10 protein-coding genes and 3 pseudogenes are annotated in these 13,302 nt (G+C 69.8%); 10 read left to right on the top strand and 3 right to left on the bottom strand.

The window, feature by feature from the left end:
• The first annotated feature begins 15 nt into the window (after positions 1-15).
• The 6 genes and pseudogenes from ACWD1Z_RS33465 to ACWD1Z_RS33490 all read left to right on the top strand — a co-directional run.
• Entirely contained in the window at positions 16-648 is a 633-nt protein-coding gene (locus ACWD1Z_RS33465) for a hypothetical protein (protein WP_451124022.1), read from the top strand.
• 89 nt (positions 649-737) lie between these two features.
• Positions 738-2,330, top strand: a complete 1,593-nt coding sequence (locus ACWD1Z_RS33470; RefSeq protein WP_451124024.1) for a DUF6801 domain-containing protein — start codon at positions 738-740, stop codon at positions 2,328-2,330.
• 42 nt (positions 2,331-2,372) lie between these two features.
• On the top strand, positions 2,373-3,323 hold the full coding sequence (locus ACWD1Z_RS33475; protein WP_389421446.1) for a hypothetical protein: 951 nt from the start codon (positions 2,373-2,375) through the stop codon (positions 3,321-3,323).
• 210 nt (positions 3,324-3,533) lie between these two features.
• A complete protein-coding gene (locus ACWD1Z_RS33480) occupies positions 3,534-4,742 on the top strand; it encodes a PucR family transcriptional regulator (protein WP_451124027.1) in 1,209 nt (402 codons plus the stop codon).
• A gap of 277 nt (positions 4,743-5,019) precedes the next feature.
• Positions 5,020-5,608: pseudogene (locus ACWD1Z_RS33485) on the top strand (IS701 family transposase); the annotation flags it as partial.
• A 5-nt stretch (positions 5,609-5,613) separates the two neighbouring features.
• A pseudogene (locus ACWD1Z_RS33490) lies at positions 5,614-6,207 on the top strand (IS630 family transposase); the annotation flags it as partial.
• 118 nt (positions 6,208-6,325) lie between these two features.
• Here the strand turns inward: ACWD1Z_RS33490 and ACWD1Z_RS33495 are convergent.
• The gene (locus ACWD1Z_RS33495) at positions 6,326-6,697 is read right to left on the bottom strand and encodes a type II toxin-antitoxin system PemK/MazF family toxin (protein ID WP_451124029.1); all 372 of its coding nucleotides are present in this window, start codon (positions 6,695-6,697) and stop codon (positions 6,326-6,328) included.
• A gap of 166 nt (positions 6,698-6,863) precedes the next feature.
• On the opposite strand from ACWD1Z_RS33495, the pseudogene ACWD1Z_RS33500 reads away from it, so the two are divergent.
• Positions 6,864-7,019 (top strand): annotated as a pseudogene (locus ACWD1Z_RS33500) (IS701 family transposase); the annotation flags it as partial.
• 1,207 nt (positions 7,020-8,226) lie between these two features.
• Positions 8,227-8,796 carry a hypothetical protein gene (locus tag ACWD1Z_RS33505; protein WP_451124031.1) on the top strand — a complete coding sequence of 190 codons (570 nt, stop codon included), beginning with the start codon at positions 8,227-8,229 and terminating at the stop codon, positions 8,794-8,796.
• 589 nt (positions 8,797-9,385) lie between these two features.
• On the opposite strand, the gene ACWD1Z_RS33510 is transcribed toward ACWD1Z_RS33505, so the two are convergent.
• Positions 9,386-9,670, bottom strand: coding sequence for a hypothetical protein (locus tag ACWD1Z_RS33510; RefSeq protein ID WP_451124033.1), 285 nt, complete (start codon positions 9,668-9,670; stop codon positions 9,386-9,388).
• 327 nt (positions 9,671-9,997) lie between these two features.
• Here ACWD1Z_RS33510 and ACWD1Z_RS33515 point away from each other — a divergent pair, with 327 nt between their 5' ends.
• Complete coding sequence (locus tag ACWD1Z_RS33515; protein WP_451124035.1) at positions 9,998-10,294, top strand: pyridoxal-phosphate dependent enzyme; 297 nt, start codon at positions 9,998-10,000, stop codon at positions 10,292-10,294.
• Positions 10,295-10,798: 504 nt separating this feature from the next.
• Here the strand turns inward: ACWD1Z_RS33515 and ACWD1Z_RS33520 are convergent.
• Positions 10,799-11,008, bottom strand: coding sequence for a hypothetical protein (locus ACWD1Z_RS33520; RefSeq protein WP_451124037.1), 210 nt, complete (start codon positions 11,006-11,008; stop codon positions 10,799-10,801).
• A gap of 693 nt (positions 11,009-11,701) precedes the next feature.
• Here ACWD1Z_RS33520 and ACWD1Z_RS33525 point away from each other — a divergent pair.
• Positions 11,702-13,075 carry an APC family permease gene (locus tag ACWD1Z_RS33525; RefSeq protein ID WP_451124039.1) on the top strand — a complete coding sequence of 458 codons (1,374 nt, stop codon included), beginning with the start codon at positions 11,702-11,704 and terminating at the stop codon, positions 13,073-13,075.
• The last annotated feature ends 227 nt before the right edge of the window (positions 13,076-13,302 follow it).

The following is a 13,302-nucleotide window of genomic DNA, read 5'->3' on the forward strand; positions in this document are numbered from 1 at the left end:
GGGAGCCCTCACCTCATGAAGAAACATCTGACAAGAATCGCCGTCGTGGCGGGCGCGGGCACCGCCGCCTTCGGCATGGCCGTCGCCCCCGCCTCGGCCGTCCCCTCCACGGTCTGGACGGTCACCCCGTCACCGGCCAGCTTCGCGGCGACCAACAGCGGGAACATCGTGCTGACCGCCAACATCCCGATGACGTGTACGACGTCCAGCGCCTCGGGCACGATGGCCAGCGCGACCGGCAACCCCGCGACGGTGGCCACCATCAACGCCATCAACTTCGGCACCAGCACCTCACCGTGCACCAGTGTCCTGGGCAACGTCACGACCATCGCGACCACTCCCTGGACCGTCGTCGCCCAGGACTACACCGCCTCCACCGGCGTGACCAAGGGCTACATCGGCAACGTCAAGGCGAAGGTGACCGCCGGCGCCTGCGTGTTCAACGTGCAGGGCAAGGCCACCGCCACCTACACCAACTCCAGCGGCATCCTCGCGGTCGCCAGCGTCAGCGGCGACCTGTCCGTCACCTCCGCCTCCGGCTGCGGCACCGTGGTCACCACCGCCACCAAGCCCACCTTCAAGGGCAACTACGCGGTCAAGGTCGCGGGCACCAGCACCATCCCGAAGATCGTCGGGACCAACCCGTAAGCGGGGCACGGCTCGCCGCCGCCCGGCCGGTGACCCCGGCCGGGCGCGCGGACCACCCGGACCGTGGAACGACCCGAGCGGAGTGACAGATGACAGGCCCCCGCAGCGCGGCCCGAGGGACGGCCCGCAACCGCGCCCGGAGCGCGGTGATCGCCACGTTCGTCGTGCTGGCCGCCACTGTGCCCATGACGGCCGGGGCGGCCGGCACGCAGGAGATCGACGCCGAGCTGCCGTACGTGTGCCTGTTCCCCTCCGGGGAGCAGTCCGCGACGGTACGCGTAGCGGCGGGCCTCCCGCAGCGGGTGGCGGCCGGTGAGCCGATCGAACCGGCGGAGGTGAGCACGACCGTCGAGCTGCCGCAGCCGGCGGTGGCGGACCTCGCGGCGCTGGGTGCGGCCGACGTACGGGCGGCGACCCGGCTCGTGGTCGGCGTCACCCAGGGCGAGGCCACCGCCGAAGCGACCTGGCGCGGCGACACGGAGCCCACGGCCCTGCCCGCGACCGGCCCGCTGAAGCTGACCGCGACGGGGGACGTCCCCTCCATGACCGGACAGGGCTCGGGCGAACTGACCATGACCGCGGGCGGCTTCGCGCTGGACCTGACCCTGACCACCGCGGACGGCGGCGCCACCGACCCCGGCGCGGTGACCGTGGACTGCACGCTCGCCAAGGACGCCCCGGACGGGGGCCGACTGGCCGGCGTACAGGTCGGCACCGACGAGGAAGGCGGCGGCACGCAGGCCCCGAGCGACTCGCCGTCCGGGGCACCCTCCGCCTCCGGCACGCCGGGTCAGCCCGGACAGGTGCCGGAGGAGGACCTGGCGGACCGGCAGGGCGAGCGCGCCCCGAAAGTCGGGGAGCCCGCGCCGGGCGGTGCCGTCGGCGACCGCCCGGCGCCGATCTGCAAGTACGACCAGAAGTACCCGGCCGGGCCGATGTCGCTGAACGCCTACATCACCGGCTACGCCAACGTGAACAAGCTCGACGGCGCCGCGCTGATCCCGCCGTTCTGCACGCTCATCACCCAGGGCGAGCCCCAGTTCGAGTTCTTCCCCGACTTCAGCGGGGCCACCATCACCCAGCACTCCACCGCCGACCTGTGGTACCAGCAGCGCAGACAGACGCCGCCCTTCGAAGCGACCTTCCTGACCTTCGACTTCACCCCGACCACCGCCACGATGGTGCTGGAGCAGACGGGTCCGATCACCATCGACTCGCACGGCACCACCGACTTCCTGTTCACCAGCACAGACACCTACGTCCGGACACCGGTCGTGCTCCGGGTGACGTCCCTGAAGGTCAACGGCACTCCGCTGGACGTAGGGACCACGTGCCGGACCAGGACGTCCCTCGCCTCCCCGGACCCGGAGCCGGAGAAGTACCCCGGTGACCACCTGGTCCTGCACGGCCGGGGCGAACAGACCACCGGCGAGACCGCCACCGGCTACCTGCTGCTGTCCGGCGGCCCACTGACCGGCGAGGTCAGCATCCCGGCCTTCACGGGCTGCGGCACCGCCGGCGGCGAGAACCTCGACCGCCTGCTCACGGCCTCGGTCTCCGGTCCCGGCAACTACGTGAAGATGATCCAGGGGCAGGCCTGCTTCGTCTCGGCCGACGTGCTCAACCCGGACGAGTGCACCGAGGACGGCCAGCCCAAAAAGATCCCCGTAGCCGAACGCTGATCCCCTCCTTCTCTCTCTCCCTCCCCCGACCCGGAAGGCCACATGATGCGGTTCTCCCTCGGCGCCAGAGTCGCCACCACCGCCACCGCCCTCGGTACCGCCCTCGGCGCGTTCGCCTCCATGGGTACCGCCACCGCGGCGGCGGCCGTACCGAACGGCGAGTGGGCGCCCTTCACCCGCTGTCCCGTGGACGCCCCGGCGATGCTGGCCGCCGACGGCCTGGCCCGCACCCCGCAGTGCGTGGTGTCCACCTCGCCGAGCGGCTCCATCAAGCTGGGCAAGACCACCGTGACCACGGGCCGGACCAACCTCCAGATCGGGGTCGTCCAGAACTCCGACGGCACCAGTTCGGTGGTGGCCCCCGCCGGCGGCGCCCTCGTCGCCGAGTCCGCGACCGTCCCCGGCGGACTGCTGGGGCTGATGTGCCCGAGCAACGTCCCCGCGATCACGGCCATCTGCGAGCAGCTCAGCAACAGCACCCTCAACAAGATCACGGCGACGGTGGAGTCGGTCGGCACCCCCTACGCCTTCGACCAGACCGCCGGCATCCTCACCGACCAGCCGATCGTGGCCATACCGGTCCGCATCCACCTGGAGAACCCGTTCCTCGGCAGCAAGTGCTACATCGGCACCGCGGCCAACCCCATCGTGCTGCGCCCGGAGAACCGGCAGTTCCCCGAGTTCGGCATGTCGTTCTTCCAGGGTGACGGAACGGTCGCCGAGGACGGCGAGATGAGCCGCATCAACCTCACCGGGGCCACGCAGAACGACAGCACCTTCGCCGTGCCCGGCGCCAGCGGCTGCGGACTGGGCCTATTCGGCCTGATCGACGCGGCGGTCAACGCCAAGACGGGGCTGCCCTCCGCCGCCGGGAACAACAGCCTGACGCTCAACAACACCCAGACCCACCTCGCCGGCCTGAACGCCCCCGGCACCTTCGCCCCCGACGCGGGCAAGCGCCTCGCGCAGAACTGGCACTCCGCCGTCGACTAATGGCCGCGCGACGGCGACATCCAGCCGTCCCGGCAGCGTTGTCACGTCCCACGGCACCGAAATGTGCACGAACTGTGTACGTCCCACCGAACTTGTCTTAGCTTCAACTGCCAAGACACGCGTACCTCACGTCCGGTCGTGTGTCCCTCCCGTGAAGGTCCGGGACACACGACCGGTGCACCGTGGGCCGGAGAGCAAGGGACGGCACTCATGCCTTCAACCACGCGACCGACTGAAGTCGGTGAACCGCTCGAACCCCTTCCAAAGGAGTTCGCCGCCTTCATGAGACCCGAGTTACCCGGTCTCATGAAGGAGATCGGCGCCGAGGTCACCAGGGCCTACCCCGTGTACGGGCGGCTGCTCAACGGCCCCAACGCCGCCGCCATCCGGCAGGGCGTCGAGCAGGCCCTGTACGCCTTCGTGGACCGCGTCGCCGAACCCGGCAAGAACGCGGCGCTCCGCGACGAACTGCTGCGCAAGTTCGGTCGCGTGGAAGCCTACGAGGGCCGCGAACTCGACACCCTCCAGGGGGCGTACCGGCTCGGCGCCCGCATCGCCCTGCGCCGCGCCAAGGCCCTGGGCCAGCAGTACCAGCTCTCCCCCGCCCTGATCCTCGCCTTCGCCGACACGCTCTTCGCCTACGTCGAGGAGCTGGAGCGGATCTCTCGCGAGGGCTACGTCGAAGTGCAGTCGCGCGCCTTCTCCGAGGTACCGGCGCGGCGCAGACGGCTGCTCCACCTCATCCTCGCCGCTCCCCCGCTGCCCCAGACGCTCACCGGGCTCTGCGAGGCCGCCGCCTGGCACCTGCCCACCGACGTCACCATGGTCGCCCTGCGCCCCTCGGTACCCGAACACCTGGAGGCGGGGCTGGCCGACGACGTCCTCTTCGACCTGGACGTCCCGCAGCCGCACCTGCTGGTGCCCGGAAGCCTCACCCCGGAACGCCTGACCATGCTCGAAGCCTCGCTGGCGGGCTCCCACGCCGTGGTGGGGCTGACCGTGCCCCTGGCGCAGGCGGCCGACTCCATCCGCTGGGCGCGCCGCGTGCTCCACCTGATCGACGAGGGAGTGGTGGCCGACGCTCCCGTGGTCCGCTGCGAAGACCACCTGGTGACGCTGTGGCTGCTGTCGGACCCAGCTCTCGTGTCCCACATCGCGACCGGGGAGCTGGGCCCGATCGACGGTCTTCCGGCCAGCCGCCGCGACCGGCTCGTGGAGACCCTGCGCGTGCACGTCTCCACGCGAGCGCCGGCGGAACAGGTCGGCAAGCTGCTGGGGGTACACGCCCAGACCGTCCGTTACCGCCTGCGCAATCTGGACTCCCTGCTGGGTGATCGACTCGCCGACCCCGACCACCGCTTCGCCCTGGAGGCCTCGCTGCGTGCCCTGCACCTGCTCTCCCGCGACACCGGCGAGTAGGAGGGCAGGGAGGGCGGGGTTCCGGTGCCGGCCCTGAACCTCCCCCACATGCCACCGCCACCGCTGCCTAGCGGGCCTGGTGGCGGCGGGCATGTGGTGCCGGGCGGGGCCCACGGCGCTTCGGACCGTGGATCCTCGCGTACACCTTCTCCTCGCTGGGAGCCGAACCCGGGCTGTCTGCCAGTGCCGCCCCATCCCGTACGTTGTCAGGGCTGCTCTCACCGTTGTGCGCGTTTCCGCGCTTCGGCTGCCCACCTTCACCGGTCAGCTGCGACTATTCCTGAAGACGGGCAACCGCTCGGCCGGCGTGCAAAGGCAGTACTCCGGCACCGCCGGACGCACAGAGAACTTCCTCGCCTACGCCTCAGGCCGCGCACGCACTCTGATCGACCGGCGGCTCTACCTGCCCACCTCCTGGACGGACGACCGGGAACGCTGCCGCCGGGCCGGCATCGACGACAGCGACGTATTCGAGACGAAGGTGGCAATGGCCAAGACGATGGTCCGCCGGGCCATCGCTGACAAGGTCCCGTTCCGGTGGGTGACGGCGGACGCCGCCTATGGCTTCAGCAAGGGCTGGAGGTTCGAGCTGGAACAGGCTGACCCACCCCGTCCACGACCTGTTCCCCGGCCTGCCCCGGCAGAAGTGGAAACGCCGTTCCTGCGGTGAAGGAGCTCACGGCAGGCGCATCTACGACTGGGCCCGCGTCGAGGTCAGGCCCTGGCACCGCGAGGACCGCCGGCACTGGGTGATCGCCCGCCGCAGTCTCAGCAGACCCGACGAAATCTCCTACTACATCGCCTACTGCCAGGCCGACACCACACTGGACGAGCTGATCCGCATCGCGGGCAGCCGCTGGGCTGTTGGGGGGCGGTGGTGTTGTCGGTGGACGAGAAGTCGCAGATCCAGGCACTGGACCGGTCCCAGCCCGTGCTGCCGATAATGCCGGGCATGCCTGAGCGGCGCACCCATGACTACGTCCGCAACGGCCTGACCACCTTGTTCGCCGCCTTCGACGTCGCCACCGGCGAGGTCATCACAGCGTTGCATCGCCGGCACCGGGCGGTGGAGTTCAAGAAGTTCCTGATCAGGATCGACAAGCAGGTTCCCGCTCACCTGCAGATCCATCTGATCGTGGACCACCACGGCACCCACAAAACCCCTGCGATCAGGACCTGGCTGGCGAAACACCCCCGGTTCGAGCTGCACTTCACCCCGACCGGCTCCTCCTGGATCAACCGGGTCGAGCGGTGGTTCGGCTACCTGGCCCACCAGATGATCCGCCGCGGCGCACACAAGAACATCCAGGCCCTCGAAGCTGACATCCGGGCCTGGGTCAAAGACTAGAACGAAGACCCCAACCCGTTCATCTGGACCAAGACCGCCGAAGAGATCCTCGACTCCCTCGCCCGCTTCTGCCGACGGATCTCTGGCGCAGGACACTACTCCAGCCGTAGATCGTGATCTCGATGGTGAGGGGCGCCGAGGCGACAGTCGGACAGCGTCGACCATCTGGCCGAGCCCGCCCACGCCGACGGCTCCTCCTCCCTTTACCCGAGTTCACCGAGACGGAGGGTGTCCCTTATCTCGCTGAGCTTCGCGGTCGTCGCCGGGTCTGCTCCTGCGCTTGTTCAGCGAGTCGGAGGGCATCGTCAATCTCGCTGAGCTTCGCCGGGGACAGGACGGCCGCCCGCTCTATCAGGTCGTCCCGTGACACAGTGGTCAGCCACGTGCAAGGGGTGAAGCCTGGACGCGGGAACGCGAGCCGCAGCACGCCTTGGAACGGCACTCCTTCACCGGCGCCCACCATCACTTCGATGCCCAGACCGCTGATGTCGACGCCCGCCGGAGCGACGACCTGCATCACCCGGATCCCAGACGCGTCGTCTCCCGACAGCAGTACGACCAGTCTCCGCTCGTCGAACTGGACCCACCAGACTTCGCCACGTTGCACAAGTCCTCCAGACACAGGACGGCAGACAGACGCTGCGCGAGCCTGACGCGCTGTGGAGACGGGTGCGGCCACCGTTGATCATCGGTGTGTGAAGACTGAAGATCACGCGCTGGTCGCAGGTCACAGCGTAAACCCTGCCCACTGGCAGGAGGCGTTCGAGGGCCTGATGAGCCGGATAGCGGGACGGTTCACGCAGGTCGAATCCCGGCGCCGAGCCCGGAAGTTGGTACTCGGCCTGCTGTCGGACCTGCCGCGCAAGAACTGCTGGACCATCGCCGAGTGGGCCGGGGACAGGACCCCGGACGGCATGCAGCACCTGCTCGTCCTCAACGCCATGCTCGTCAAGGATCCCGCACTGCGTCCGGACACTGCAGCGGCCGATCACATGCTCGCGGCGGCCGCCGAGGGCTGGGACACGTCCGCGAACGCCGGGCCGGGCCGGGCCGCGCCGCGCCGCGCACAGGGCGACTTCGTACCGGCTCGCACCCCCGCCGAAAGCGGCGGACGCATCCTCCGTACAAACGGCACCAGCCGGTTTCGGGCCGCCGCCGGCCGGCTCCGCACCACCCGCTCACTTCGGCGCACCCCTCGGACCACCGAGTCAGACCCCTGTGGGTCCCACCCGGCAGACGCCACCACGGCCCGGCGGCCGTTCGAAGCACAGGGCCGCGATCGCTTCGTCCGCCGTGGGGACCGTGCTGGTGGGCGTGCTGGTGTGGTCCCTGCTGCCGGACGACGGGGAGCAGGGCCGCAACGCGACCCGTCGGCCACCCCGACCAGCTCCTCCTCTGCCGCGACCAAGGGCGCGGCACCCGCCACGGCCGACGCCTCCCGGCCGGCTACAACCGCCGCAGGCGACTCGAAGACCGGGTCATGGTCACGGGCACCGAGACGAAGTGCGACAGCTACACCTACCGCCCCGACAGGAGGAGTCGAGCAGGGCATCATCAGCATCCGCACGACAAGGAGCGGTGAACGGCCTTTCCGCTGTCACGACTTCGACTGGGACGTCGTTCCCGCTCTGCTGAAGCGTGCCGAGAAGGACCTCAACGTGGCGCGTCCAACCCAGCGTTAGGTCACCGTCCGCGCCGCTGACGAAACCTCTCACACCCCAATGGGCCTCGGCGTTTACCTCTCTGACGACTACGCCTCCGGGTACCTCGACGCCGACCTCAAAGGCACAGTCACCCGCCACCCGGCCGCACTCCCGGCGGCGGCACGAACGAGAGCGGCGGCGGGCCCCATCTACTCGCGGAGTACGGCCGGAAGGGACCGGGGCCGTCACCCGAGGGTCACGGCCCCGGTCCTCGACTCGGTGTCGTGGAAGTCACGCGCGAGTCCGTCACCATCACCGCCGCCGCGGACCGCTCCCAGCCAAGAGGCATGCTGGATTTGGAAACAGCTTCTGCCTCGCTGTCACCCATCCGGCCTGCCCTGATGGTAGGGCAAACGCACTCCGGCGAAGGTGGAGTGGGCTTCGCCGTCCACGCAGGCCAAGCCCTTTCGGCCGACCTTGAGGGAGCTTCGCCATGTCTGAACGCAACACCGCCATCCGCAGCCTGCACGATCTCGGCCTGGCCGCCTGGTTCGGGGGCTCGCTGATGGGAGCGGTCGGCCTCAACGGCGCGGCCCAGGACGAAGGAAGCACGGATCTGAGCCAAGACCGGATCTCCTCGTCAGGCTGGGCGAAGTGGACGCCGGTCAACGCCGCCGCGATCGGGGCGCACCTGTTCGGCGGTGGCGGGCTGCTCGCCATGAACGCGCACCGTGTCGCCACCCAGCAGGGCGTGGGCGCCTCCACCGCGGCCAAGACCGTCATCACCGCAGCGGCTCTGGCGGCAACCGCCTACGCCCGCCTCCTGGGCAAGAAGGTCGAGCTGGCCTCCTCCACCGACCCCGACGACATCGAGAAGGCGGCCAAGCACCCGATCGACCTAGACAAGGCGCGGCGGCAGCTGGCCACCGCGCAATGGGCAGTACCGGCCCTGACCGGGTGCCTGGTCGTGCTCAACGCCCTGCACGGCGAACAGCAGCGCCCGAGTGAACAGATGCCTGGCATGTGGGAGCGAGCCCGCTCCGCGACCCACCTGATGTCGTAGGCCTCACCGGGGGGAATGGAAGTGACCGCCAGCCGTAGGCAGCCGGGGTTGACCGCGACCACGTAGGTGGCGACCACGGCCTCGACTGATCTTGGCGGCGACGGTACGGGGAGCGCCCGTATGCAAGCTACTGGGTCGCACTGGGCGCCTTGCTCACCCGCAAGCCCTCCCCCACACGGATGACTGGCTGACCGGCGCAGGCGATCAGCCAGTCATCCGCAGGCAGTCCCGCCGCACGGGCCAGCCAGCATCCCGTGCCAGCACCGGGCCATGACATTCATCCGGACCGTCGCGAGCGGTTCCCAGCCCCACGCGGAGCTGAGGCAAGACGACGAGATGGGCCAATCCCCCCGCCCGCTTCGCGCCCTGCGCCCTCTACGTGTGCGCTGCGGCGTCACTGGGGTGTCAGCGGTGGATTCGGATGGAGGGGTTGCCGGACGACTGCCGGGACACCGTGCACAGCCACGTCCCGTGCGCCACCTTGCGGTTCACCTTCCAGGAGGCCACCGCGTAGCAGGTGCGCCTCGCTGACGGAGGGGGAGTTCAACAGCGAGGCGTCACCACAAAGTGACGGGCGGGGGCTGCCTGTTCATGTGCCGACGGCGGTAACACCGAACATCAAGGTCCGGCGGCTGATGTCGTAGTGCACGGTCGGTGTGCTGCGCAGGAGGTCCTGCAGCACGTCGGCGTCGTCGACGTCGACGGTCAGCACCTCCTCCCAGGCACCTTCGTCCAGCACAAGCTGCAGGGTGAGCGTGCCCCGGGCAGCGGGCTCACCGGCAACCCAACTGAACTGGTAATGACTGAGCTGGCGCACCTTGATGCTGTCGTCCGTGACGGGTTGCGCCACCTTGGTCTTAGCAGGACTGGGCATGATGGCTCTCCTCGCGTGGGGGTAGTGGGCTGCCGACGGCTGCAATACAGGACATGGATGTCTCTGCGGCCGCGGGCTACTGAACTCAGACTCAGGGTGACCGGCGGCACCCGCCAGGCGAGGCACCCACTTGGCCGAGTCCTGTCCCTCAGATCTGCTTACGACAACACCGATCCCGTTCTCGAGCCCTTCTTCTGCAGCGCAGTGCCGTGCCCCCTGCCGTCACCGCCCCCGACGTCGGGTCGAAGAAACGCATCGCGGCATCCAGCGGTCCATGTGGCGTCACGGCATACGGATGGCGGCGGACGTGCCCCGTGGAAGACGCGGATGGTCTACCAGGCGTTCACCCCGCAGGTCCGCGCCCTCAGGAAGGAGACGGACGGCCCGCTTGCACTGCGCTCGGTCGAGCTGGACGCTGATTCTTCAGGCCCGGACATCGACACCGTGCTCGTACCGGTCGGCGGCGGCGAACTGATCTTCGGTGTCGCGCTCGCCGTCAATCTGCTGCAGCCGGGCATCCGAGTCATCGGCGTCGAACCGGAGACCGCCGACGTGGTCAGCCGTAGTCTCGAAGCCGGCTCGCCGCAGAAGATGCCCACGGGATCGAGGCTGCTCCAGGCGTGAGAGGGGCCGAGGCCACCGGGAGGCGATGCTGCCTGGTTGCCACCCGGCAGCAGGGCACAAACGGGGAACGATCACTTGCCGAACGGGAAGCGATCTTCCAGGCATTGATACGTGGCAGGCCAGGCCCACTCGTGAACGCCCGTGGTGTGCGCCCGAGCTGGCGGCCGGGCGTTCCTCTCGCGTTTCGACCGTCGGCGCACCGGCTCGAACGGGGCTGTGCGGGCCTGGCACGCCGCATCCTCCGCGCATGGGCCAATCTCGCCACCACCGGGAACCCGGGCCGGCCATCGGTCAACAACTCCACCGCCCAGGCCAGGATATGGACCACTGAGGACGACCCCAACGAGGACACCCGCCGCCGCCATCCGAGCCCTGTGGGCCAAGGCCGGCTTTCCCGTTCTGCGTCCGTGAACTGGCAAACCACCCCGGCATCCCAAAGGCCCCCAGAGACGGCAATACCACTGGGCAGAGACTCAAGGCGCCGCCTGGCTCCCTTGCGTCGGGTCAGTGTCGGCGACCGGTCAGCGAAGTCCTCGGGGCGAGGACCGTGGCGCCGAGCTCGGCTCGCCTTCCGGTGGACGGCGCGGCGAAGAGGACGGGCGTCTTCGCGCTGACGCTGCTGCCTGCGCAACCGCCAGCCTTCTCGGTCAGGGCGTTCATCTCGGAGTGCCCGTAGGCCTCCAGCCGCCCGCTCATCTTCTGGGTCAGTGCCACGGACCGTGTCGGCTCCGAGCTCGCAGGTATCCGGCGGTAAGGACGAAGATCCACCGCGGTCCTCAGAGCCGCTGAGCCCGGTGTGACGTGGGGCCCGGGGCGAGGGTGCGGACGTGCGGCGGGAACCGCGTGCAGGCGTACCTGCCGCAGAGCGCTGGGGGCCGGGTGCTCCTCGTGTGTGGGCTGCCGTGTCAGGAGCGGGGGCCCCGGGACCGGGGAGCAGGAAGCCCGGCGCCGAGGCTGGGGCTCCGGGGGCCGGGGGGCCGGGGGCTGGGGGCTGGGGGCTGAGTCAAGGCCCCGGAGCTTGCGGCTCGGGGGCACAAGGGAGCAGGGAGCTGGGGAGCCGGGAGCTGGCACATACCCTCTCGCCGCTCGACGGCCGGTGACCTGCGGGCGGCAACAGCCGTGGGCCCGCGTGATCGCGGGGAAGGATCGGGTAGGCCGTATCACCCGCTCGCCTGCGTTTGCGTCCCGTCCGGCGGGCTACTTACCTGCACATGGAAAGACCTACCGCTGCGCCGCGCGGCGCAGCGAGCAGCGACCGTGACCTGTCTGCCATCCCCTTCGCGGGGGCGTGGGGACGGCCCGGCCTTCGGCGATCGCGGCAGCCGGCCCCGGCTGCGCAGCCCGGGCGGCGCCTTGCGCGCCCCTGCGATGAGGCCGGGGCCGTTGGGCGAGAGGCGGCCTGATCACATGGACACCTCCCAGTCCTCGGCATCCGCGCAGCCGGGGCCGCACCCCGGCGACCGGACGCCGAAGCAGAGCCCGCTCAATTCCGCTCTGTCCACGCGGCTGCTCTACTTCTTCATCCTCGGTGACGTCTTGGGCGCCGGCGTGTACGTCCTCGTGGGACAGATCGTCGCCGCGTCCGGCGGAGCGGTCTGGGTGCCGCTGAGCGTGGCGCTGTGCCTGGCGATGCTGACCGCAGGCAGCTACGCCGAGCTAGCGACCAAGTACCCGCGCGCCGGTGGGGCCTCCCACTACACGACACGGGCTTACGGGCCGTTCGCCGGGTTCCTGGCGGGCTACTGCATGCTGGCGGCCGGCATCGTCTCCGTCGCCGCGCTGGCCCGCGGCTTCGCCGGTGACTATCTGACCGTATTCGTGTCGTTGCCCGTGGCGGCGGTCGTCGTGGTGTTCCTTGCGGCGCTCGCCCTGCTCAACGCACGCGGCATCAAGGAGTCGACCCGCGCCAACGTGGCCGCGACGGTCATCGAGGTCGGCGGCCTGCTGATCGTGGTCGTGCTCGGGGCGTGGATCGTGCTGCGCGGTGACGGACACCTCGATGCGTTGACCGACCTCGGTACCCCGCACAAGGGCGCGGCCGCCGCCGTGCTCAGCGGCGCCGTCCTCGCGTACTACTCCTTCGTCGGTTTCGAGACGTCCGTCAACGTGGCGGAGGAGACACGCGACCCGGTGCGGTCCTATCCCCGGGCGCTGTTCGGCGCTCTCGGTACCGCCGGGCTCATCTACGTGCTCGTCGGGCTCGCGGCGACCGCCGCCGTCCCCGCCACAATCCTGGCCGAGTCCAGCGGTCCGTTGCTGGAGGTCGTCACAGCCGCGGGAGGGGTACCGGAACGGTTCTTCAGCGCGATCGCCCTCATCGCCGTGGCCAACGGAGCCCTGCTGACCGGCATCATGTCCTCCCGGCTGGCGTTCGGCATGGCCCGCGACGGGCTGCTGCCCCGTCAGCTTGCGACCGTGTTGCCGCAGCGCCGTACCCCCTGGGTCGCAATCGCCGTCACCACGGCGCTGTCGCTGCTCCTGGCCCTCACCGGCGATGTCGCCACCCTGGCCTCGACCCTGGTACTCCTCCTCCTCGTGGTCTTCTTCATGGTCAACACCGCGGCACTGGTCCTGCGCAAGGACACCGTCGACCGCCCGTACTTCCGGGTTCCGGTCGTGGTTCCTGTCCTGGGCGCCGCGTCCTGCGTCCTCCTCGCAACCCGCGTCGAGGGCGAAGTATGGAAGCGCGGACTCCTCGTCCTGGCGGTAGGTGTCATCCCCGCCCTCCTCGCGGCCCGCCGACACCGACGCAAGAACCAGACCGGTACCGAGCCGGACTGAGCGGACCGAACTGAGCGGACCGCTTTGTCCCCTCGGCGGCAACAGCGCCCGCAGGCTTCCCGGTCTGCGGGCGAACCGCGCGCCGAGGGGCTCCCTGAAGGCGGCAGCGCCCGCACAAGGGCACCTCAAGGCCGCTTCCTAATGCTGTTGTCAAGCTGCCGTAGTCGCTGGGGGTGTCACTTCGTAACACCGTCGGTCACGGATCAGAGCCCACAGGACGTTGACGC

It is taken from the genome of Streptomyces sp. NPDC002784 (assembly GCF_053592135.1).